The organism is Paenarthrobacter sp. OM7 (assembly GCF_029873575.1).
Taxonomy (GTDB): domain Bacteria; phylum Actinomycetota; class Actinomycetes; order Actinomycetales; family Micrococcaceae; genus Arthrobacter.
The window spans coordinates 3,168,673-3,191,762 of the sequence record NZ_CP123579.1; the positions used below are offsets into that span (position 1 = coordinate 3,168,673).

A 23,090-nucleotide genomic window follows, 5' to 3' on the forward strand; every position below is an offset into this window, starting at 1 on the left:
TCATCGACGGGAGAACTCCGAGGCTTCGCGGACCTGCCCGGCACTGGGGCGCACACCCGTGTACAGCACAAATTGTTCTTCGGCCTGGATGGCGATGACCTCGGCACCGGTGATGACCTTCTTGCCGGAGTTCCTGGCGGCGGTGATGAGCGGCGTCTCAGAAGGCAGCGCTACGACGTCGAAGACCACCTGGGCAGCGACGACCGTGGCGTCGTCGAAGGACTGCGCGGTCTCATCCGCACCCGCCATCCCCAGCGGGGTGACGTTGATGATCAGGTCCGCTGTTGAGCCGTTGACGTCGTCCTGCCACCCGAATCCGTAGAGATCCGCGAGTGCTCGTCCAGTGGTTTCATTGCGCGCCACGATAGTGACGGCGGTGAACCCTGCGTCCCGGAGCGCTGCGGCAACTGCTTTTGCCATGCCTCCGGCACCCCTGAGAAGGACAGTGTGGCTGCTGGGAACCTGGTGGTCCTTCAGGAGCCGGGCAATGGCGATGTAGTCCGTGTTGTAAGCAGTGAGGACGCCGTCGTTGTTCACGATGGTGTTCACCGAATCGATGGCTTTGGCTGAAGGGTCCATCACGTCAACCAGCGGGATCACGGCTTCCTTGTACGGCATGGACACCGCGGCACCCCGGATGGGGAGGCCGCGGATGCCCGCTACCGCGAGGGTGATGTCAGTGGGCGCGAATGCCTTGTAAACAAAGTTCAGGCCGAGCAGATCGTAGAGATAGTTGTGGAACCTGGTCCCGATATTGCTGGGCCGGGCCGCAAGCGAAATGCACAGGGACATGTCTTTGTTCAGGATTGGCATTCCCCCATTAAACGCCCTGTTGGTAGAGCCGTGTATTCATTGCACCTTTTACCCTGCCGCGGGTTAGCCCTGGCGCGCCTTCATCCTGGGGTTGTTCTTGTTGATGACGAAGGTACGCCCCCGCCTGCGCACGATCTGGGCGCCGGGGATCTTCTTGAGGGCACGCAGTGAATTCCTGACCTTCATGGTGTTTCTCCTTTGATGTGGGTGTGGGTCTTCGATTTAGAGGGCGTCGCTGAGTTCCAGGGGGTCGTCCCAGACGCCGGAGTCCAGTGTCATTTCGGCCTCCGTCAGTTGGCAGCCATCCAGGAGCTCGCGGATTTCCGTGGGGTCGATGTCCTCTGAGCGTCCGGTGATGGCAAGCACGGTGCCGCGGTCTCCGTGGTGTGGGTGCCAGTCCAGGAACGCGTCGACGTCGGCGCCGGCCTTTGCGGTTGCCTCGCCATGGCCGGACCCTGCAGAGTCGGCCAGCCAGTTCCCGGTACTTTCGAGCCAGACCCTGGGGCCAATGCCCTGGACGGCGATCCGCCGCGTGGGCGCGGAGGCGATCCATAAGCGGCCGCGCAGCCAGTGCGTACCGATGGCCAGCTGTGGCAGGGCATCCCGGAAGCGTCCGGGGTGAAGGGGACGGCCCGCTTTGTGCAGCACGGTCCGGAAGGGACCAGGTGTTTCACTCAGGGGCACACGCACGACGCCGGGCCGGTTACGTGCCGCTGCTTCAGCATCGTCGAAGCAACCCGGCCGGAATTCCCCGGCCGAGCCGACGGCATTGGCATGGGGCGCCAACTGGCCCAGCAGTTCCAAGCCGACCAGCCACGCCTCCGATCCTTCCCGCGGATCCCCGGTCAATACCGCTCCCAGACCCGGGGAAACCATCACGGTGTCCACCTGGCCGAACTCACCAATCAGGAATTCGCCACTGGTGCGCTCATCCTGGGGCATGGAGGTGAACCCGGATTCGAACAGGGTGTGTCGGTCCCAGATGTGGTCATCCAAATCCGCCGGGTCCATGGCCAGCACCGCATTGTCCATGACAGCCGGCTGGCTGAGTCCACGGCGAAGTTCTGCGACGGCCATGCCTGCGGCAACTCCCGGCGGGAGGCCCAGGACCACGTGGTCGAAGCCGCAGGCGGCGAGGCGTTCCGCCGTCGGGACTACGTCAAGCCGGACGGTGCAGCTGAGGCAACCATGCTCCAGGACCGTGGTTTCGCGTTCGAACAGCTGACCGCCCCGATAGACGCGTCGAAGGACCAGCGAACCGTCCAGGAGATCGTGGAGGACAACCACGGAGTTCTCATGGGTTCGGTCGAGCCTTGCGGCGGCTGCCTCCCGGCATTGGCTGTCCAGGGAACTGACGACTGTGAGGTGCATGGCTCGAGTCTAATGCGAATAGTTCTCATTAGCAAATGACGGCATGCTGCGACGTCGGTTCCTGTCGATATCACCGGTGTTCCTGCTGCATTAGACTTGATCCGACCGCTGGCGGCCCCGCAGCGGGGAACCGTGCCCGGCTGACAAGGCCGGAAAGTACAAATTGAGGGGACTACTTGCAGATTGATTTTGCGCCATCCAGGCAATCGACACTGGGTGTGGAATGGGAGTTGGCGCTCGTCAATGCACGTACCGGGGAACTGGTATCGGTGGCGAACGATGTCCTGAAAGGCGTCGCCGCCAACCACCCGGACCTCAATGAGGACGACGAACACCCCCACATCAAGCGCGAGCTGCTCCTCAACACCGTTGAACTTGTCACCGGCATTTGCGAGACCGTCAAGGACGCCAAAGAGGACCTTGGCCGTTCCCTCGCCGCGGTGCGCGAAGTCACCGATCCCATGGGCGTTGAAGTGTTCTGCGCAGGCAGCCACCCCTTCAGCCCTCCCCTGCTCCAGCCCGTCACGGACAAAGAGCGCTACGCCAAACTGATTGAGCGGACCCAATGGTGGGGACGCCAAATGGTCATCTACGGCGTCCACGTCCACGTAGGCATTGACCGCCGGGACAAAGTCCTCCCCATCCTCGACGGCCTGGTCAACTACTTCCCGCACTTCCAGGCATTGTCCGCCTCCAGCCCTTACTGGGCAGGGGAAGAAACCGGGTACGCCTCCCAGCGTGCCCTCATGTTCCAGCAACTCCCTACCGCCGGGTTGCCCTTCCAGTTCGAAACCTGGGAGGCGTACGAGTCCTACGTCCAGGACATGTTCACCACCGGAGTCATCGACTCAACGTCAGAGATCCGCTGGGACATCCGCCCCGTCTCAAACCTGGGCACCATCGAAATGCGCATCTGTGATGGCTTGGCGACACTTGAAGAAGTAGGCGCCATTGCGGCGCTGACCCAGTGCCTCGTGGACGAGTTCTCCTCCATCCTGGACGCCGGCGGCAGCATCCCCACCATGCCGCCATGGCATGTGCAGGAGAACAAGTGGCGTGCCGCGCGGTATGGCATGGAAGCCATCATCATCCTCGACGCCGAGGGCAACGAACAACTGGTCACCAAACACCTTGCAGAGACCGTTGCGCGGCTTGAACCTGTGGCAGAAAAGCTGGGTTGCTCCGAGGAACTGGCAGACGTCCTGAAGATCATCGAACGTGGAGCCAGCTACCAGCGCCAACGGCGTATTGCTGCCGAGCACAACGGGGACCTGCAGGCAGTGGTCATGGACCTCGTTCAGCAAATGCGCAAGGGACCGGACGCCTCGTAGTTGGAGACTGTGCCTGCTTGGGCGCGAACCTAGGCAGGCACAGAAACCGTGGTTACCGGCATGGAGGAATCCGGCGCAAACGCTATTCCGCTCGGTCCAACTCCGGCCATGATCAGTTGGGCACCGAGGGCCGCCACCATGGCACCGTTGTCCGTGCAAAGGTCCAGCGGCGGAACGTGAAGCGTGATCCCGGCCGACGCACAGCGTTGCCCGGTCAGTTCCCGAAGCCGTGAGTTGGCTGCAACTCCCCCACCCAGCAACACATCGGTGATGCCGTGCTCTTTGCAGGCGAGGACCGCCTTGGAGCTGATCACGTCCACCACGGCTTCCTGGAACGCGGCGGCGATATCCGCCACGGGCACTTCCTCGCCACGGGCCTCGAACTGTTCAACGCACCGGGCCACCGCCGTTTTCAGGCCGCTGAAAGACCAGTCATAGCGGTGCGGGCCCTTCTCCTCCGCCGTACCCATGTATTTGGGCTGCGAGAGGCCGCGCGGGAAGCGGATGGATTTGGGATTGCCTTGGCGTGCCAGTTTGTCGATGGCAGGTCCACCCGGGTAGCCGAGGCCAAGGATGCGGGCCACCTTGTCATAGGCTTCACCCGCGGCGTCGTCGATGGTTGAGCCCAGCAACTCAACATCATCGGTGATGCTCCGGATCCGCAGGATTTCCGTGTGCCCACCCGATACCAGCAGGGCTCCGAGATTTTCAGGCAACGTTCCGGCACCCAGTCCGGCGGCAGCACCGGCGTCGTGCTTGCCATCCGGTGATGTCCGCGCATCCAGCAGCCCCACGCCAACGTGCGCCACCAAGTGGTTAATGGCATACAGCGGCTTACCCGTGGCAACGGCCAAGGCCTTCGCCGCACAGACGCCCACCATGAGCGCGCCGGCGAGGCCGGGTCCCGACGTGACGGCAATGGCATCAATGTCGTCCAACGTGACACCAGCCTCATGCAGGGACTCCTGCAAGGTGGGGACAAACGCGTCCAGGTGCGCACGCGAAGCGATCTCCGGGATGACGCCACCAAAACGTACATGCTCTTCCATGGACGAGGACACCGTGTTGGTGAGCAGGGTGGTGCCCCGCACGATCCCTACGCCGGTCTCGTCGCACGAGGATTCAATGCCGAGCACCAATGGTTGCTGGGGCTGTTCCGGATGAGCGCCGCTCACGCTGTGTCTCCTTCGTGGGGTTTGTTCAGTTCAAGACGCATGATCAGTGCATCCGTGCCGTCCCGGTAGTAGCGGGGTCGGACGTGGATCTGCTCGAAGCCGAACCTCACATAGAGTTGCTGGGCCCGGGGGTTGTCTGCCCGGACCTCCAACAGGACGTCCGCCGCCCGGCGCCGCCGGGCTTCGTCGATGAGTTCGGTCAAGACGGCGGAGCCGATGCCCTTGCCTTCAAACTCAGGCACGACGGCGATCGTCTGGACGTCCGCTATCGGCTCGATGCACATCAACCCTGCATAAGCCACGATCTCTCCGGCGACCTCAGCCACCACATAACGGCGGGTCTCGGGCTGCGCCAATTCATCGAAGAACATCTGCAACGGCCAGGCGTCCACGGGGAACAACCGGCGCTCCAGGGTCTCTACGGCCGGGATATCAGCTTCCGTCATGTCGCGCAGGGAAACCCCTGCGAGCTCCAGCTTGGGTGACAATTTCACAGTTCGCCTCCCCTCACAGCGCACGCTTCCGGGGCCCGGGAACCTGCGCGTCGGATTCCCGCAGGTACAGCGGAGTGGAGTCCAGCAGCGCCTGCCCGGCAGTGAGCCTGGCCAAGGCAAACTGGCCCAGCGATGCTGCGTCAGGTTGGGTCTGGGCAAAGTCCTCGTTGGCCTTCAGGACCTCGGCGTACAAACCTGCGCCGGCGCCGAACACCGGCAAATCCGGAAGCCCGGATGCGAAACCCACATGCGGCCCGTCAACAAGCTCCGGCAGTTGGCCGTCTGCCGAGGTATAGCGCGCCCAGTAAACCTCCTTGCGCCTGGCGTCGGTGGCCACCAGGAATTCAGGAGCAGCGGACGTGGACTCGGCCACCTCAAGGGCGATCGCGTCCAGGCTCATCAGGCCATACAGGGGCTTGTTCCAGACGAAGGCCAAGGTTCGGGCGGTCGCAATGCCGGACCGCAGGCCCGTGAACGGGCCCGGTCCCACTCCGGTGACGATTGCATCGATATCGGCACCCGTGACGCCCGCTCCGGCCAGGAGCTTTTCGATCCCGGGAGCCAGGACTTCGGCATGGCTGCGGGTGTCCTCAGTCGCGAAGGAATCCACCACGCTTTCCATGGCGTCGTCGGAAATCAGTGCGGCACTGGCCACCGCGGAGGTGTCTATGGCCAGGATCAGCATCAGTTGCCTTTCTCTGGTGCCGGGGTTTCAAGAAGCCGTGGAGCTTCGGCCCAGCGCGGACCGTATCCACGGAAAACCAGGGTGCGGGGTTCGTCGTCGTCATCAGTATCGAAGTCCATGACGTCACCGGCTGCTGCGGTGGCGGTCGCCGGGCTTTCCCCACCAACTGACCTGTGCAGGTCAACCTCCAGGCGGCTGTCCGAGAGGTGCTCCACCCGGTCCCTGCCCCATTCCACCACGGTCACCGCGGTGTCCATGGTGTTTTCCAGATCGATGTCGTCGATCTCCGCGGCCGATTCCAGCCGGTAGGCATCCACATGGACCAGGTCCGGGCCGCCGGGCCTGGGGCCATCGGCCAGATTGGGGTGGATCCGGACCAACACGAACGTGGGGGAAATGATGCCGGCGCGGACGCCAAGGCCTTCGCCCAGCCCCTGGGTGAACGTCGTCTTTCCCGCACCCAGTTCGCCGGTCAGGACCAGGAGATCTCCGGCCTCAAGCACCCCGCCCACGGCTGCTGCGAGCGCATGCGTCTGCTCCGCCGTCGTGACCGTCAACGTGCGCTCCCATTGGGGTTTGCTCACAGTGCTGCCGCCTCTGTCGCATGGCCGGCAGCCTTGTGGGCCTCTGCCTGCGCACTTACCTCGTTGAGGTAAGTGCGTGGCACGCGCGGGCTGATGCGGGTAACAATTTCATAGTTGTTGGTCCCCGCGGCCGCGGCCCAATCGTCAGCCGTGGGACCGCCGTTGGCACCGTCTCCGAGCATGACGGCTTCCGCGCCCTTGAAAGAAGCTGCCTCTTCGGGCGTCAGTGCTCCGAGGTCGATGACCATCTGGTCCATCGCGATCCTGCCCACTACGGGGTAGTTGGTGCCGTTGACGCGGACCGGCCCGCCGGTGGCAATGCGCGGGACACCGTCGGCGTAGCCCAACGGCACCAGGCCCAGCGTGCTTTCCCCGCTGGTCCGGTAGTTGAGGCCGTAGGAGACGCCCTGGCCTTCGGGTACCTTCTTGCAGTTGGACAGCAGTGTCCGGACGGTCATGGCAGGATGCAGGCCAAGCTCGGCGGAGGTTGCCCCTTCGAAGGGCGAGAGTCCGTAGATGCCAAGGCCCACACGCACAAGATCGAAGTGCGAGTCCGGGCGGGACAGCGTGGCGGGGGTGTTGGCGATGTGCCGGACTTCCATGTCCACTCCGGCGTCCTCGGCCATGGCGATTGCCTCACGGAAGACGGCCAGTTGCTCATCGGTTTCCGGCCTGTGCGGCTCGTCAGCCACAGCGAGGTGCGAGAAGATACCCACCACACGCAGCAGGCCTTGGTCTTGGTACTCCATGGCCTGGCCAACCAGTTGGTCCCAATCGGCGATGGGGCAGCCGTTACGTCCCAGGCCGGTGTCCACCTTGAGGTGGACGCGTGCGGGCCGTTCCTGTTCGCGGGCTGCGGCGACCACGGCGTCCAACTCCCAGCCGGAAATTCCGACGTCGATGCCGGCGGCTACTGCCGCTTGGAAGTTGCTTTCACGGGTGTGCAGCCAGGCGAGCAGGGGGGCATCCACTCCGGCGGCGCGCAAGGCCAGCGCCTCGGAGATATGCGCGACACCGAGCCAGGCGGCACCGGCGTCGAGTGCTGCACGTGCCACTTGGACGGCTCCGTGACCGTAAGCGTCCGCCTTTACTACGGCCATGACCGTAGCAGGGGACGCAATGGCGACAAACTGACGTACGTTGTGCCGCACGGCTTCGAGGTCAATCACGGCGGAGCGTTCCAGCACCGCCGACTTTGTTATGGAGGCTTTCGACCCGATACCGATATCTGCAGCTGCTTCGTAAGTCACCCTAGAGATTCTAGTGGTGCCGGTGAATTCGGGTTAACTGCCGGCCAGCCGGTTCCCTGCTGCGCGTCGGGATTGCGCGTCATTACTGCGCGTCCGACAAATGCGCGATCGTCGCCCGTGCGCGGCGCTGGGCTTCCGCCGGGATGTCCTTGACGATAGGTTCCAGGAACGCGAAACGCCGAAGCCACTGGCTGGATTGGCGTTCCTTCCGCGCGTTGGCCCGCTGCCACCAGTCGGCGATGTCTCCCCACCCGGGGGCGGCCAGGGAACCGCCTACTTCCTGGACGGCCAGGGAGGCACAGAGGTTCGCGAACCGGAGCCGGTCCCCCAACCTCCACCCCGCCAGGCACCCCACAATGAAGGCCGCCCCAAAACAATCTCCCGCACCGGTGGGATCGTAGGCGGACACCGGCAGGGAAGGCACCCATTCTTCTTCGCCGGTCTCGGAGTCCACCGCCACGGCACCCTGTGGGCCGAGCGTCACCACGGCAACGGGGACCCGGTCTGCCAGGGCGTACAGCGCCGCCCAAGGGTCCGCCTTACCGGTGAAGGCCATGGCTTCGGGCGCGTTGGGCAGGAATGCATGGAAGTTCTCCAAAAGATCCAGGCGCCGTTCGGACCACTCCCCCGTGGGATCCCAGCCCACGACGCCAAAAAGCCTGGTGCCCGCTTCCTTCGCCGCCAGCATCCACGGTTCCAGTTCCTCACCCAGGTCAGCGACGGCTGCGAGCGCCTTGGGCGGTTGTCCTATCAGCTCGGAGGAACTCACGGGGGCGGGGTGCCCGTGGGTGACCATGGACCGGTCCTGGTTGACGCAGAGCGACACGGTAACGGGTGAGTGCCAGCCCGGTATCTTTCTGGACAGCGAGAGGTCCACGTGTTCCTGGCTTTCAAGGATCTGCCAGTTGTAGTCGCCGTAGCCATCGTCCCCGAAGGTCGCGGCGAGGTTGGTGCGCAGGCCCAGGCGCGCAGCGGCGATGGCTTGGTTGGCTACGCCGCCCGGGCAGCTTCCCATGCCTTCGCTCCAGATCTCCGTGCCGGGCTCAGGCGAGTGCGGAAGACCCGTGAAGATGATGTCCTGGAAGACGGTTCCGGTCAGGAGGAGGTCGCAGTGCTGGTCCGTAGGGGACCGTAGGGAGGCAAGGGGATCAAAACGTCGCTGGGGCATAGCGTCCATGCACCGCAGACTACGCTGCACCGTAGTGGGCTGCATAGATGTTGAGGCCTGCATAGACTCGGGTCATGCGGCTCATGATCGCCGGTGGTGGCGGCTTCCGGGTACCCCTTGTCTACCGGGCTTTATGCGCGGGCCCGTTCGCCGGACTGGTGGACGAGTTGGTGCTGTACGACGTCGACGCCGGACGGCTCGCAGCCATCGAGGCCGTGATTGGGGACATGCCCCCGGCCGGCGGTTCCACTCCCGTCGTCGTGGTGTCCACGGACCTGCGGGAGGCCCTCACTGGGGCGGACATGGTCTTTGCTGCCATCCGGCCCGGTGGCACCGCCGGCAGGATCGCCGACGAACGCGTGGCCTTGGACCTCGGTCTGCTTGGCCAGGAAACCACAGGCGCCGGCGGCATCTCCTATGCCCTGCGTTCGATCCCCCGCATGCTGGAACTGGCCGAGGCGATGCGACGCCACTGCCCCGAGGCGTGGCTTATCAATTTCACCAACCCCGCCGGCATGGTCACCGAAGCACTGGAGCCGGTGCTGGGGCGCAAAGTAATCGGTATCTGCGATTCCGCCGGTGGCCTGGTCCACCGGGCGGCGCGGGCTGTTGGCGCGCCGCTCACAGAAGGAACGCTCGACGGCGTGGGCTACTTCGGCCTGAACCACCTCGGTTGGCTGTATCGGCTGGCACCCGGCGGGCAGGATCTGCTGCCGGGCCTGCTTTCCGACCATGCGGCCCTTGAGTCCATGGAAGAGGGCAGGCTGTTTGGGCAGCACACCTTGCTGCAGCTTGGTTGCCTGCCCAACGAATACCTTTACTACTACTACCAAACGGCGCAGGCTACCGACGCCATCCGCCGGCAGCAGGAAACGCGTGGAGCGTCCATACACCACCAGCAGAGTGCCCTGTATCCAGCCCTGGCAAAGGCCCCGCACGCCTTTGAGCTGTGGGACGGCGCCCGCCGGGCCCGCGAGGAAGGTTACCTGGCCGAGGCGCGTACGCATGGAGAGCAACGGGACGAGTCTGATCTCGCAGGCGGCGGCTATGAGCGCGTGGCGTTGTCCGTGATGCGGGCTCTGTCCGGCGGCGGTTCTGCCCAGCTGATTTTGAACGTGCCCAACGCGCCGGTGCTGCCGTCAGGCGCCCTGGCCACAGCGGAGGTGGCCGTGCCCGGGCTGCCGCCGGACGCCGTCGTCGAGGTTCCCTGCGAGGTAACGCCCGACGGCGCGTTGCCGCTTGCGCAAGCACGGCCCGGCGGGCAGTTCCTCACGCTGATGCAGCACGTCAAGGAGGTGGAACGACTGACCATCCGCGCTGTGGCCCATGGAGAGCGCAGCGCTGCCGTGGGTGCCTTCGCGGCGCATCCATTGATCGGATCGGCGGAGCTGGGCGAACTACTCCTCACCGGGTACGAGGCAGCCTTTCCCGAACTGGCGCAGTTGTGGGGCCCTAGAGCTTCCGATACATGACGTGCAGGCCGACGTACCCGATCTCCGGGTGGTCAAAGGCCTCCGGGACCGTAGCGAGGATCCGGAAGCCCATGGACTGCCACAGCCAAACTGCCCGGACGTTGCTCTCCACCACGGCGTTGTACTGCATGGCGTAGAAGCCCGCCGCCTTGGCCTCACTCAGCGAATAGGCGCAGAGGGCGCGGGCGATGCCCTGGCCTGAGTTGTTGGCCCCCACCATGTACCCGGCGTTGGCAATGTGGTTGCCGCCACCGGCTTGGTTGGCGTGGAACTCCCCTGTTCCCAGGATCTGGCCCGTGTCCTTGCCCACGGCCACGAACGTCTGGCCGGGAGCGTCCTTGGTCCACTTGTTCCTGGCCGCTTCCTCGGAGGTGTCGCGATCCCAGGTGAAGGTCTCGCCGGCCCGGATCACCGGCTCCAGGATGGCCCAGATACCGGGCCAGTCTTCAGGGGTGGCTTTGCGGATGTCGAAAGTCTGTTCTTGGCTCACAGCGGCCACGCTAGCAGCCTTGTCCACATCACCGGGTTGCCGTGGGGTGGCTTTGATCAGCAGGAGTAGTGTTTTCTGCAGGGCAAAGGCGTGTTGGCTGTTTGCTGTTTGCTGTGAGTGTCAGGAGGAATGCGGTGCCGTTGATCCGTCGTGTGGCGTTCCTGTCCTTGCACACCTCCCCCATGGAGCAGCCGGGTGCCGGTGATGCCGGTGGAATGAACGTCTACGTCCGGGCGTTGGCCATGGCACTCGCGGAGTCCGGGGTGGAGGTGGAGATCTTTACCCGTTCCACCAAAGCGGGCCAACCCGCCGTCGAGCATCCAGGTCCCGGCGTCTGCGTCCACAACGTCATGGCCGGGCCGCGCCGGAAACTGCCCAAAGAAGAATTGCCTGCCCTCCTGCATCAGATGGTGGAAGAAATCGACAGGATCCGGGGAAGCCAACTTCACGGCCGCTACGATGCCATCCATTCGCACTACTGGGTTTCCGGGGTGGCAGGGCTTGAGTTGGCCCAGCTTTGGGGTGTTCCGCTGGTCCACACCATGCACACCATGGCCAAGGTCAAAAACCTGGTCCTCGAATCCGGCGAACGCCCCGAGCCCCGGCGCCGCGAGGAGGGTGAGCAGCGGGTTGTGGATGGCGCAGCCCGGCTGGTGGCCAACACTCCTGCCGAGGCCGAAGAACTGGTGTCCCACTACGGTGCCGATCTTGACCGGATCGACGTCGCGCCGCCGGGCGTGGACCTCAAAGTGTTCACACCGTCTTTCCGGCGGAAGTCACGATCCTTGCGGGATGTCAGGCCGGACAGTTTCCATATCCTCTTCGCCGGCCGCATCCAGCGGCTCAAGGGCCCCCAGGTGTTCGTCAAAGCCGCGGGAATCCTGCGCAAGCGCAGGCCGGACATTGACCTTGAGATGACCATTCTGGGATCTCTTAGCGGGGCCAAGGATTTCAACCTTCAACACATCATCGAAGACGCCGGACTGGCCGACGTCGTCACTCATCGGCCGCCTGTCGTGGCGCCGGAGCTGGCCAGTTGGTTCCGTTCAGCAGACGTCGTTGTCATGCCCTCGTTCAGCGAATCCTTCGGTTTGGTGGCCTTGGAAGCACAGGCGTGCGGTACACCTGTGGTGGCCACCAATGTGGGTGGCCTGTCCCGCGCCATTTCCGACGGGCGCACGGGCATGCTGGTGGACGGGCACGACCCCTCCGACTGGGCAGACGCCCTGGAAGACCTCTACGATGACGTCCAGACCCGGGAAGACATGGGCCGGTTGGCGGCCACCCATGCCGAATCCTTCGGATGGCAGCGGACGGCAGCCATCACCTTGGAAAGCTACCGCGAAGCAGTAGGTGGCCTGCTGGTTCCCCGGCGCTGAGTCTTCGCCGGATCCCCCGCCGGGACTGATAGATTGTCGCGCACAGCGAACCAACGCCTGCAGCACCAACCCCGCTGCGGGGACACCCAGCCGAAGGACAACGATGTCTGAGAACAAGGTCATGTCTGATCTTGAAATTGCCCGCAACGCCACCATCCTGCCCATTGTGGACATCGCCCAACGCGCGGGCATCACAGTGGATGCCCTTGAGTTGTATGGGCCCTATAAGGCCAAGATCAATCCGGCCAAACTGGTACTCCCGGCACGCACAGTACCTGGCAAGGTGGTCCTGGTATCTGCCATGTCCCCCACCCCGGCGGGTGAAGGGAAGTCCACCACCACCGTGGGGCTCGCAGACTCGCTGGCACGCGCGGGACACAAAGTGATGATCGCCCTGCGCGAGCCATCCTTGGGTCCCATCCTGGGCATGAAGGGCGGAGCCACCGGCGGTGGTTACTCGCAGGTGTTGCCGATGGATGACATCAACCTGCACTTCACCGGCGACTTCCATGCGATCACTTCCGCCAACAACGCCCTCATGGCACTGGTGGACAACCATATTTTCCAAGGCAACGAACTCGGTATCGATCCCCGCCGCATGACCTTCAAACGCGTGCTGGACATGAACGACCGTGCCCTGCGGGAAGTAGTCATCGGCCTCGGCGGGCCTGTGCAGGGCGTGCCCCGGCAGGATGGCTTCGACATCACTGTCGCGTCCGAAATTATGGCGGTCTTCTGCCTGGCCACGGACCTGGACGATCTCCGCTCGCGGCTGGGTCGGATCACCTTTGGGTACACCTACGATCGCGCGCCGGTCACCGTTGCCGACCTCGGCGTTGAGGGTGCCCTGACCATGCTGTTGAAGGACGCCATCAAGCCCAACCTCGTCCAGACCATCGCCGGGACACCGGCTTTGGTCCATGGTGGCCCGTTCGCGAACATCGCGCACGGCTGCAACTCGTTGATCGCCACCAGCACGGCCATGCAACTCGCAGACATCGTGGTCACCGAAGCGGGATTCGGAGCAGACCTCGGCGCCGAAAAGTACATGGACATCAAGGCGAGAATCGCCGCGGTGGCGCCATCCGCCGTCGTGGTGGTTGCGACCATCAGGGCCCTCAAGATGCAGGGCGGGGTCCCCAAGGACCAACTCAGCCGACCGAACGTCGAAGCCGTGGCCGCCGGGGTGGAGAACCTCCGGAGACACGTCGGCAACGTCGCCAAGTTCGGTATCTCCCCCATTGTCTCCATCAACAAGTTCGCCACGGACACCCCCGAGGAACTGGAGTGGCTGCTCGCCTGGTGCGCCGCGGAAGGTGTTGAAGCCGCCGTCGCCGACGTCTGGGGCCGGGGCGGCGGAGGCGACGGCGGTGACGACCTCGCTGCCAAGGTCGCAGCTGCGCTTGGCGCGCCCTCCGATTTCCACCACCTCTACCCGCTGGAAATCCCTGTGGAGGACAAGATCAGGACCATCGTGCAGGAGATCTACGGGGCCGACGGCGTCGAGTTCTCGGTTCCCGCCCTGAAACGCCTCGCGGAGATCGAAAAGAACGGTTGGTCCGACTTCCCCGTCTGCATGGCCAAGACACAGTATTCCTTCACGGACGATGCCTCCCGGCTGGGGGCGCCCAAGGGATTCACCGTGCACGTCCGCGAGCTGATCCCCAAGACCGGCGCCGGGTTCATTGTCGCGTTGACCGGCGCTGTCATGACCATGCCCGGACTGCCCAAGGAGCCGGCCGCGATGCGCATGGACGTGGACGCCGAAGGACAACCCACCGGCCTCTTCTAGCGCTCTCTCACATCCCACGCCCTTCCGGCCAGCGCTCTCTCACATCCCACGCCCTTCCGGCCAACGCTCTCTCACATCCCACGCCCTTCCGGCCAACGCTCTCTCACATCCCGCGCCCTTCCAACCAACTCTCTCTCACTCTTTTGAGAAAAGTGAGCGAGCGTCCGCACCAAACCCGAGGGATGTGAGCGAGCGTCCGCACCAAACCCGAGGGACGTGAGAGAAGGTTCGGAGAATGGCAAACGCCCCCGTATCGGATACGGGGGCGTTTGGTGTGACAGAGGTGTTTAGCGCTCGATGTCGCCGCGGATGAAAGCCTCAACCTTCTCGCGGGCGAGGTCGTCGTTGAACTGCTCCGGCGGGGACTTCATGAAGTAGCTGGAAGCAGACAGCAGCGGGCCGCCGATGCCGCGGTCCAGGCCGATCTTGGCGGCACGGATGGCGTCGATGATGACACCTGCGGAGTTCGGGGAATCCCAAACCTCGAGCTTGTATTCGAGGGACACCGGGGCATCACCGAAGTTGCGGCCTTCGAGGCGGACGAAGGCCCACTTGCGGTCATCGAGCCAGGCAACGTAGTCGGACGGCCCAATGTGGACGTCATCGGCGTGCAGCTCGGCCTCAACATTGGAGGTCACAGCCTGGGTCTTGGAGATCTTCTTGGATTCGAGACGATCGCGCTCCAGCATGTTCTTGAAGTCCATGTTGCCACCGACATTCAGCTGGTACGTGCGGTCCAGCGTAACGCCGCGGTCTTCGAAGAGCTTGGCCATGACGCGGTGCGTGATGGTGGCACCGATCTGGCTCTTGATGTCATCGCCCACGATCGGGACACCGGCCTCAGTGAACTTGTCAGCCCACTCCTTGGTTCCGGCGATGAAGACCGGGAGGGCGTTCACGAACGCAACACCGGCGTCGATGGCGCACTGGGCATAGAACTTTGCAGCCTGGTCCGAACCGACGGGCAGGTAGCAAACCATGACGTCAGCCTTGGCCTCGCGCAGCGCTGCGACGATGTCCACGGTTTCGTCCGGTGCCTCAACAATGGTCTCGCGGTAGTACTTGCCCAGGCCGTCCAGGGTGTGGCCGCGCTGGACGGTGACACCAGTGGCGGGGACGTCGGCGATCTTGATGGTGTTATTTTCGCTGGCGCCGATGGCGTCGGCCAGGTCCAGTCCAACCTTCTTGCTGTCGACGTCGAAAGCAGCAACGAACTGGACGTCGTTGACGTGGTACTGGCCGAACTCGACGTGCATCAGACCCGGGATCGTGGCCTTGGGGTCAGCGTCGCGATAGTACTGAACACCTTGGACCAGCGATGCGGCGCAGTTACCTACGCCGACAATGGCAACACGAATCGGATGTGAAGACACGGAACTCCTTTTGAGAACTAAACCTCATGTGCCAGGCGCAGCCCTGACTGAGTCCAGGGCACGACTGATTGGCACGGCGCCATTCGGCGCACTCTTGCATTGTAACCAACACAGCAGGGGCCGGCTTTGTTCCCGGCCGGCCCCTGCTGTTTTATGGCGAAACTTCCGAGGCTACTTCTGGGCCCACCGGTTGATGTCCGACTCCACAGCGAACTCGTCGATCGCCGTCAGCTCATCAGTGGTGAACTTCAGGTTGTTGATGGCACTGAGCGTGTCCTCCAACTGGGCCACGCTTGAGGCACCCACCAATGCTGAGGTCACCGGCGAGCCCTTCGGCTGGTCGCGCAGGATCCAGGCGATGGCCATCTGGGCCAGCGTCTGCCCGCGACCTTCGGCGATGGCGTTCAATCCCCGGACCCGGTCCAGCTTCTCCTCGGTCAGCTGCGCTTCGGACAGGAACCGCTCCTTGGCGGCCCGTGAATCGGCCGGTACGCCGTTGAGGTAGCGGTTGGTGAGCATTCCTTGGGCGAGGGGCGAGAACGCGATGGAACCGGCGCCTACTTGGTCCAGTGCCTCGTAGAGATTGGGCGTGCCGTTCTCCGTCCACCGGTTCAGCATGGAGTAGCTGGGCTGGTGGATGAGCAGCGGGGTTCCGAGCTCCTTGAGGATCCGGGCAGCTTCAAGGGTCTGCTCCGGGGTGTAGGAGGAGATCCCGGCGTAGAGCGCCTTGCCTGATCGGACAGCGTAGTCCAAGGCACCCATTGTTTCTTCCAGCGGAGTCTCGGGGTCGGGACGGTGGCTGTAGAAAATATCCACATAGTCCAGGCCCATGCGCTCCAGCGACTGGTCCAGGCTGGAAATCAGGTATTTGCGGGATCCCCACTCGCCGTACGGGCCGGGCCACATGTAGTAACCGGCTTTGGTGGAGATGACCAGTTCGTCACGGTACGGCTTGAAATCATCCTTCAGGTGGCGCCCGAAGTTGGTCTCGGCTGAGCCATCCGGCGGTCCGTAATTGTTGGCGAGGTCGAAGTGGTTGACACCGAGATCGAAGGCGCGGCGCAGGATGGCACGCTGTTCGTCAAAACGTTTGTCATCGCCGAAGTTGTGCCAGAGTCCCAAGGAGATGGCGGGGAGCTTGAGTCCACTGCGTCCGACGCGGCGGTAGGGCATGGTTTCGTAGCGGTTTTCCGCGGCCGAATAAGTCATACGTACCATCCTGCCACTGCACTATCCAGGGTGACGGCGGTGTCCGCCATGTGGGCGCCGTCACCCCGGATTGTGTATGGCTTAGTTGACGCGCACGACGGCGGCGCTCCCGCCGGGAAGCGTCAGTGTTCCCTCATCGAGGACTGCTTCATGGTCAGTGGCCAACAATATGGAGCCGCTGAGGGGTGTCCCGAGTGCCTCGTCACCGAAGTTGCACACCACCCGGACAGTGCCGCGGGAGATCTGCAGCCAGTGTTCGTCGTCGTCGTATTCCACCACTGTGCTGCCGAAGCCACCGTCCACCAACTCGGGGGTGTTTCGGCGCAGCTGTGCTAAATCCTTGTACAGCTGGAGCAGGCGTGCATGGTTTCCCTCGCCGGCTTCTTCCCACTTGAGTTTGGACCGGAGGAAGGTTTCCGGGTCCTGTGGGTCCGGCACCACCGCGGGGTCCCACCCCATGCGTTCGAACTCCTTGATGCGGCCCTCTGCGGTAGCCTTCCCGAGCTCGGGCTCCGGATGGGAGGTGAAGAACTGCCACGGCGTAGACGCACCGAATTCCTCGCCCATGAAGAGCATGGGCGTAAATGGAGATGTCATGGTCAGCACAGCACCGATGGCCAGCTTCCCATAGGACAGCGACGCGGTGAGGCGGTCACCGATGGCGCGGTTGCCGATTTGGTCGTGGTTCTGGAGGCAGACAACCAAAGCTGACGGGTGCGCCAGATCCCTGCGGATGGGCCGGCCGTGGTGCCGTCCGCGGAAGCTGGAGTAACTGCCATCGTGAAGGAATCCATGCTCCAGCACCTTGGCCAGGACCGCCAGTGAATCGAAGTCCGCGTAGTAGCCGGTGGTTTCCCCGCTCAGGTTGACGTGAACGGCGTGGTGGAAATCGTCGCTCCACTGCCCATCAAGTCCGTAGCCGTTGTCCTTGCGTGGATATATGAGGCGCGGGTTGTTCAAGTCCGACTCAGCGATCAAAGTCCGGGGAATTCCCGTCTCGGCCTCGATCTGATCGCCCAGAGCCCCGAACTCCTCCAGAATGTGGACGGCCCGTTCGTCACGCAGCGCGTGGACGGCATCGAGGCGGAGACCGTCCACATGGTAGTCACGGAGCCACATCGCCGCGTTCTCCAGGATGTAGCGCCGGACGTCGTCTGAGCCTGGGCCATCCAGGTTGACGGAGTCACCCCACGTATTTCCCTCCCCTGATTTCAGGTAGGGGCCGAACTTGGGCAGGTAGTTTCCGCTGGGTCCAAGGTGGTTGTAGACGACATCCTGGATGACGCCCAAGCCGGCAGCATGCGCGGCGTCCACGAATCGCTGGTACGCCGCCGGGCCGCCGTAGGGCTCATGGACGGCGTACCAAAGCACTCCGTCGTAGCCCCAATTGTGGACACCGTTGAAACCGTTGACCGGAAGCAACTCGATGAAGTCCACGCCAAGGTCCACCAAGTAGTCCAGCTTGGCAGCGGCGGCATCCAGCGTTCCTTCCGGTGTAAAGGTACCCAGGTGAAGTTCATAGATGACGGCTCCCTTGAGCTGCCGTCCCTTCCAAGCCGAGTCCTGCCACTCATGGATGGAGGGATCGAACGTGGCGGACAACTCGTGCACTCCGTCCGGCTGCCTCCGCGAGCGCGGATCAGGGAATGGACCCTCTCCGTCCACGATGTACCCGTACGGTACACCGTCACTTTCCTGGCCAGCCACATCAGCCGGCGCCCGCCACCAGCCCGGGGCGGCGGCGTCGTGGTGTTCCATGGGGTACTCACGTCCATCGGCAACAAGCCGGACCGAGTCGGCGTTCGGCGCCCAGACGTCGTAGCGGTTTTTTCCAGCAGCGTGCTCCAGCATCATGCTCCCTTATGCGTGTTCAAGCGTGCGTTGCAGTGATGTTTGCGGTGGTGGGGATCAGTCCGTAGGCACCAGCAGTGCCACGGGGTACTGCTCCAATAACGTGGCCAATTGGACAGTGCCGGCACTGTATGTGTGTCCGGTGAGTTCGTCCCGGGCGTTGACGGACAATTCGATGGTTGTGTCCCGCCAGCCGCCTTCCCGCGCAAGCCGCTTGGGCAGTCGGGTGGCAACCGTGAGGGCACCGCGCCGATCAGCTCCGCGGTCGAAGGCCACTACGTGATCTGCGGCCGTACCTTGTGCGACCACCGGCAGGTATCCGCCGAAGAGCTCAGGCCGATCGCGCCGCAACCGCAGTGCACGGGACACTACCAGCAGCTTGGCTGCCTCATCGGTGAACTGTGGCGCAGCGCCGTTGTCCAGCTCCGCCAAGGCAGTCATGCGGGCCTGGAAGTCAACGGGCCGCCTGTTGTCAGGATCAGTCAGGGAGCCGTCGCGGAATTCCGTGCCCTGGTAGACGTCAGGAACCCCGGGCATGGTCAGCTGGACCAGCTTGGCCGACAACGAGTTGGACGTCCCGTACGGTTCGAGCTCAGCGACAAAGTTGGCCAGCGCCGCTGCAACCTCCGGCACATCAAAGACAGAGTCGACGGCGGCAGCCAAGTGGCGCTCGAAGTCCTGGTTGGGGTCGGTCCAATTTGTCGAGTTACCGGCCTCGCGCGCCGCCTTCAGGGCATACGACTGAAGACGCCCGCGGTCTGCCGGCCACGCACCAACAATTGACTGCCACACCAGCGCGGCCAACGGGCCGTCCGGAATCGGGGCCAACTCCTGCACTGTCCCCAAGAAGAGTTCCCACTCCGGGACGGCCTCGGAAATGACCGAAATACGCGCCCGGGCGTCCTCGCTTCGCTTGGTGTCATGGGTGCTCAGCGTGGTCATGGACAACGGCAGGACCTGCTGGCGGCGGGCCATGCGCTCATGGAAGACCCCGCTGGACACGGCGAATTCGGTGGGATCGGCCCCTACCTCGGTGAGGGTACCCAGACGGGTGTAGCGGAAGAAGGCTGTGTCCTCCACACCCTTGGCCATCACCATGCCGGAGGTCTGCTGGAAACGCCGGGCCAAGGCGCCGGTGGAATCGAGCAGCAACGGCGTCAGGTCTTCCAATACCGCCTTGAGATCTGCACGGTTTTCCGCGGCATGGCGGATGGATTCCACCAGGACGTCCTGACCGTACGGGAGGTAGGTGCGGTAGATCGGGAAGCAGCAAATGACTTCCGCGATGGCATCGGCCACCTTGTCCGCCGGCAAGTCCATGGAAGGAGGCACCAGGCGTGCGAGCCTCAGAATCTCTGACCGCAGGATGCCATCCGCAATACGGCGCTTGGTCCCGTGGATCATCTCCTCGTAGTCCGCCGGGGCATCCGCATCCCGCAGCCTGGCGTCGAGGGAATCGAGGTATTCCTCAGCTGCGGGGTCCACGAAAAGCCGGTCCACGTCAGCGAGGGCGTCATAACCGGTGGTACCTTCGCAGTCGAAGGTGTCCGGCAACTGCTCCCCCGGCTCCAGGATTTTCTCGACAAGCAGGTACGCGCCGCCCGTTGCTTCCCGCAGCCTGGCCAGATAGCCCTCGGGATCCGCCAGGCCGTCCGGATGGTCGATCCTGAGCCCATCCACCAGTTCCTCACGGAACCACCGGACGATCTCTTCATGGGACTCGTCGAAGACCCATGGGATCTCCACCCGGACACCAGCGAGGGTATTCACCGCGAAGAACCTGCGGTAGTTCAGTTCGGCGTCGGCCCTGCGCCAGCCGATGAGCTGGTAGTGCTGCCGGGCGTGGACGTCCTGGGGACTGTCACCAGGGGCAAAGGTGCCCTCGGCCAAGGGAAAACGGTGATCGTAGTAGTGCAGTTCACTGTCCACCACAGTGAGTTGCTCCAAGTCCTCATCGCTGCCCAGGACCGGAATACGGATTTTCCCCCCACCGAAATCCCAATCGACGTCGAAGGCCTCGGCGTACTTGGACCCGGGTCCTTCCTTCAGGAGCTGCCACCACCAGGCATTCTGCCCGGCCGAGGCTACACCCATGTGGTTGGGCACAATGTCGGCCAGAATGCCCAAGCCCTGTTCCCGGGCCGCCTTGGAAAGTGCAGCGAGCCCCTCGGGACCACCGCGTGAGGGATCCACGGTGGAGGGATCGGTGACGTCATAGCCGTGGTCCGATCCCTCCTCCGCGGTCAGGATGGGCGAGAGATAGACCCAGTCCACCCCGAGGGTCCGCAGGTAGCCCGTGAGCTCCGCCGCGTCCTGAAGTGTCAGTCCTGGCCGGATCTGGAGCCGGTACGTCGAGACGGGAGTCCTCATGAATCCGCCTTCTTCGTTGCTCCGGACTCCTCGCCGGCCGGGGCGTCTCCCTTGTAGTCGAAGGGCAGCGACGTCACAGCAGGAGCCGTGATGGATGCCGTTTCCGGAGTGCTCGTCTGGGTCAGCGCAGCCAGTGATGCTGCCACGGAGTGGTCAGGCTCTATCTCGGGAGTGCTGTGCGCACGCAGTACTACCAGGGACTTGGCACCGACCATGAGGATCTGGTCCGGCTTGACGACACCCGCCTCGGCACCTTCTCCGGCGGTGTCGATCATGACATCCCATGCCGGTGCGTATTCATCCGAGGGAATCCGGAAGCCTACCTCGTCCTGATCCGCGTTGAAGTAGAGCAGGAAGTTGACGTCGGTAATGCGCCGTCCTTGGTTATCACGGCCGTGAATGCCATCGCCGTTCAGGAAAACACCAACGGAGCGTCCCAGCGCTTCATCCCAATCCGAGGGACTCATGGTGCTCGCGTCAGCGTCCAACCATACGATGTCCGGCAGACGTTCGCCTTCGCCTCGGAGCACCGGGCGTCCATCAAAGAACCGGCTTCGTCGAAGGCTGGGGTGCTTGGCACGCAGTGCGCACACGGCAGCGGTGAACTCGATGAGCGGCTGGTCCACGTTCTCCCAGTTGATCCACGTCAGTTCAGAGTCCTGGCAGTAGCCGTTGTTGTTGCCGCGCTGTGTCCTGCCGAGCTCGTCGCCGTGGAGCAGCATGGGTACACCTTGCGAGAGGAACAGCGTGGCGATGAAGTTGCGCTGTTGGCGCGCCCTCAGGCCCAGGACTGTGGGGTCCTCGGTGGGTCCTTCGGTGCCGCAGTTCCACGAGCGGTTGTGGGATTCGCCGTCGTTGTTGTCTTCGCCATTGGCCTCATTATGTTTTTCGTTATAGGAAACGAGGTCGGCCAGGGTGAAGCCATCGTGGGCCGTGACGAAGTTGATCGATGCCACCGGACGGCGGCCCGAGTGCTCATAAAGATCTGCGGAGCCGGTCAACCGGGACGCGAATTCACCCAAGGTGGACGGTTCCCCGCGCCAGAAGTCGCGGACAGTATCGCGGTACTGGCCGTTCCATTCGGTCCACTGCGGCGGGAAGTTACCCACCTGGTAGCCGCCGGGACCAACGTCCCACGGCTCGGCGATGAGCTTCACCTGGGAAACCACCGGATCCTGCTGGATGAGTTCGAAGAAGGTTGAAAGCTTGTCGACGTCGTAGAACTCGCGGGCCAGCGTGGACGCGAGGTCGAACCGGAAACCGTCCACGTGCATCTCGGTCACCCAGTACCGCAGGGAGTCCATGAGCAGTTGAAGGGAGTGCGGGCTCCGGACATTCAGCGAGTTTCCCGTGCCGGTGTAGTCCATGTAGTACTTCTGGTCGTCTTCCACCAGGCGGTAGTACGCGGAGTTGTCAATCCCCTTGAAGGACAACGTGGGGCCCAGGTGGTTGCCCTCTGCCGTGTGGTTGTACACCACGTCCAGGATGACTTCGATGCCCGCAGTGTGCAGGGCACGCACCATGGCCTTGAAGTCCTGGACCTGCTGGCCGGTATCGCCCTTGGAGCTGTAGCTGTTGTGGGGCGCAAAGAAACCAATGGTGTTGTAGCCCCAGTAGTTGTTCAGGCCCTTGTCCTGCAGAATGCCGTCGTTGACGAACTGGTGCACCGGCATCAGTTCAATGGCGGTGATTCCCAGTTTCTGCAGGTGCGAGATGACCGCAGGGTGGGCCACACCGGCATACGTACCACGCTGTTCTTCGGGTACCTCCGGGTGCATCTGCGTCAAGCCCTTTACGTGGGCCTCGTAAATGACCGACTTGTGGTACGGAATCCGCAGAAGCTTGTCTCCGTCCCAGTCAAAGAACGGGTTGATGACGACGCCAAGCATCATGTGCGGTGCGGAGTCCTCATCATTGCGGGAATCCGGGTCCCCCAGGTTGTACGAGAACAGCGCCGGGTCCCAGTCGATCTGCCGGTGGATGGCCTTGGCGTAAGGATCCAGCAGCAACTTGTTGGGGTTGAAGCGCTGACCGGCGTCGGGGTCGTAGGGGCCGTGCACACGGTAACCGTACTTTTGCCCCGGCTGAACCTGCGGAAGGTAGCAGTGCCATACGTAACCATCCACCTCGGTGACTTCCACGCGGACTTCCCCGCCGTCGTCGTCAAAGAGGCACAACTCTACTCTTTCGGCCTTCTCGCTGAACAGCGCGAAGTTGGTGCCGGTGCCGTCAAAGGTGGCACCCAGCGGATAAGCCGATCCAGGCCAGACTTCCATGCGTTCT

At 63.5% G+C, this 23,090-nt stretch carries 19 protein-coding genes; 4 read left to right on the plus strand and 15 right to left on the minus strand.

Annotated elements, in window-relative coordinates:
• The 3 genes from QEH68_RS14595 to QEH68_RS14605 form a co-directional block, all read right to left on the minus strand.
• Complete coding sequence (locus QEH68_RS14595) at positions 1-813, minus strand: shikimate 5-dehydrogenase (RefSeq protein ID WP_280623225.1); 813 nt, start codon at positions 811-813, stop codon at positions 1-3.
• Positions 814-876: 63 nt separating this feature from the next.
• The gene (gene ykgO / locus QEH68_RS14600) at positions 877-999 is read right to left on the minus strand and encodes a type B 50S ribosomal protein L36 (RefSeq protein WP_011775528.1); all 123 of its coding nucleotides are present in this window, start codon (positions 997-999) and stop codon (positions 877-879) included.
• A 36-nt stretch (positions 1,000-1,035) separates the two neighbouring features.
• The gene (locus tag QEH68_RS14605) at positions 1,036-2,184 is read right to left on the minus strand and encodes a GTP-binding protein (protein ID WP_280623226.1); all 1,149 of its coding nucleotides are present in this window, start codon (positions 2,182-2,184) and stop codon (positions 1,036-1,038) included.
• Between the two features lie 176 nt (positions 2,185-2,360).
• On the opposite strand from QEH68_RS14605, the gene QEH68_RS14610 reads away from it, so the two are divergent.
• A complete protein-coding gene (locus tag QEH68_RS14610; RefSeq protein ID WP_280623227.1) occupies positions 2,361-3,515 on the plus strand; it encodes a glutamate--cysteine ligase in 1,155 nt (384 codons plus the stop codon).
• A gap of 29 nt (positions 3,516-3,544) precedes the next feature.
• Here the strand turns inward: QEH68_RS14610 and tsaD are convergent, their stop codons facing one another.
• The 6 genes from tsaD to QEH68_RS14640 form a co-directional block, all read right to left on the minus strand.
• Positions 3,545-4,690 (minus strand): tRNA (adenosine(37)-N6)-threonylcarbamoyltransferase complex transferase subunit TsaD, encoded by a 1,146-nt coding sequence (gene tsaD / locus QEH68_RS14615; protein WP_207594201.1) that lies wholly within the window; start codon positions 4,688-4,690, stop codon positions 3,545-3,547.
• On the minus strand, positions 4,687-5,184 hold the full coding sequence (gene rimI, locus QEH68_RS14620) for a ribosomal protein S18-alanine N-acetyltransferase (protein WP_089595758.1): 498 nt from the start codon (positions 5,182-5,184) through the stop codon (positions 4,687-4,689). Before rimI ends, tsaD begins: the two co-directional genes overlap by 4 nt.
• A 13-nt stretch (positions 5,185-5,197) precedes the next feature.
• Positions 5,198-5,869 carry a tRNA (adenosine(37)-N6)-threonylcarbamoyltransferase complex dimerization subunit type 1 TsaB gene (gene tsaB, locus QEH68_RS14625; RefSeq protein ID WP_280623228.1) on the minus strand — a complete coding sequence of 224 codons (672 nt, stop codon included), beginning with the start codon at positions 5,867-5,869 and terminating at the stop codon, positions 5,198-5,200.
• Positions 5,869-6,453, minus strand: a complete 585-nt coding sequence (gene tsaE, locus QEH68_RS14630; protein ID WP_280623229.1) for a tRNA (adenosine(37)-N6)-threonylcarbamoyltransferase complex ATPase subunit type 1 TsaE — start codon at positions 6,451-6,453, stop codon at positions 5,869-5,871. Before tsaE ends, tsaB begins: the two co-directional genes overlap by 1 nt.
• Positions 6,450-7,703, minus strand: coding sequence for an alanine racemase (gene alr, locus QEH68_RS14635; RefSeq protein ID WP_207594204.1), 1,254 nt, complete (start codon positions 7,701-7,703; stop codon positions 6,450-6,452). The genes tsaE and alr overlap by 4 nt, the downstream gene beginning before the upstream one ends.
• A gap of 82 nt (positions 7,704-7,785) precedes the next feature.
• Positions 7,786-8,880 (minus strand): carbohydrate kinase family protein, encoded by a 1,095-nt coding sequence (locus tag QEH68_RS14640; RefSeq protein ID WP_280623230.1) that lies wholly within the window; start codon positions 8,878-8,880, stop codon positions 7,786-7,788.
• A gap of 65 nt (positions 8,881-8,945) precedes the next feature.
• Between QEH68_RS14640 and QEH68_RS14645 the strand changes: the two genes are divergently transcribed.
• On the plus strand, positions 8,946-10,343 hold the full coding sequence (locus tag QEH68_RS14645) for a 6-phospho-beta-glucosidase (protein WP_280623231.1): 1,398 nt from the start codon (positions 8,946-8,948) through the stop codon (positions 10,341-10,343).
• Here QEH68_RS14645 and QEH68_RS14650 read toward each other — a convergent pair.
• Entirely contained in the window at positions 10,324-10,842 is a 519-nt protein-coding gene (locus QEH68_RS14650; protein ID WP_207594207.1) for a GNAT family N-acetyltransferase, read from the minus strand. The genes QEH68_RS14645 and QEH68_RS14650 overlap by 20 nt on opposite strands.
• A 125-nt stretch (positions 10,843-10,967) precedes the next feature.
• On the opposite strand from QEH68_RS14650, the gene mshA reads away from it, so the two are divergent.
• Positions 10,968-12,212 (plus strand): D-inositol-3-phosphate glycosyltransferase, encoded by a 1,245-nt coding sequence (gene mshA, locus QEH68_RS14655; RefSeq protein ID WP_280623232.1) that lies wholly within the window; start codon positions 10,968-10,970, stop codon positions 12,210-12,212.
• 103 nt (positions 12,213-12,315) lie between these two features.
• Entirely contained in the window at positions 12,316-14,004 is a 1,689-nt protein-coding gene (locus QEH68_RS14660) for a formate--tetrahydrofolate ligase (protein WP_280623233.1), read from the plus strand.
• 287 nt (positions 14,005-14,291) lie between these two features.
• On the opposite strand, the gene QEH68_RS14665 is transcribed toward QEH68_RS14660, so the two are convergent.
• The 5 genes from QEH68_RS14665 to glgX form a co-directional block, all read right to left on the minus strand.
• Entirely contained in the window at positions 14,292-15,377 is a 1,086-nt protein-coding gene (locus QEH68_RS14665) for an inositol-3-phosphate synthase (protein ID WP_207594210.1), read from the minus strand.
• Between the two features lie 171 nt (positions 15,378-15,548).
• Entirely contained in the window at positions 15,549-16,586 is a 1,038-nt protein-coding gene (gene mgrA, locus QEH68_RS14670) for an L-glyceraldehyde 3-phosphate reductase (RefSeq protein ID WP_207594211.1), read from the minus strand.
• A gap of 81 nt (positions 16,587-16,667) precedes the next feature.
• Complete coding sequence (treZ, locus tag QEH68_RS14675) at positions 16,668-18,437, minus strand: malto-oligosyltrehalose trehalohydrolase (protein ID WP_207597609.1); 1,770 nt, start codon at positions 18,435-18,437, stop codon at positions 16,668-16,670.
• Positions 18,438-18,494: 57 nt separating this feature from the next.
• Positions 18,495-20,807, minus strand: coding sequence for a malto-oligosyltrehalose synthase (gene treY, locus QEH68_RS14680; RefSeq protein WP_280623235.1), 2,313 nt, complete (start codon positions 20,805-20,807; stop codon positions 18,495-18,497).
• Positions 20,804-23,083: a glycogen debranching protein GlgX gene (gene glgX / locus QEH68_RS14685; protein WP_280623237.1), complete on the minus strand. Its 2,280-nt coding sequence runs from the start codon at positions 23,081-23,083 to the stop codon at positions 20,804-20,806. The genes treY and glgX overlap by 4 nt, the downstream gene beginning before the upstream one ends.
• Between the last annotated feature and the right edge of the window lie 7 nt (positions 23,084-23,090).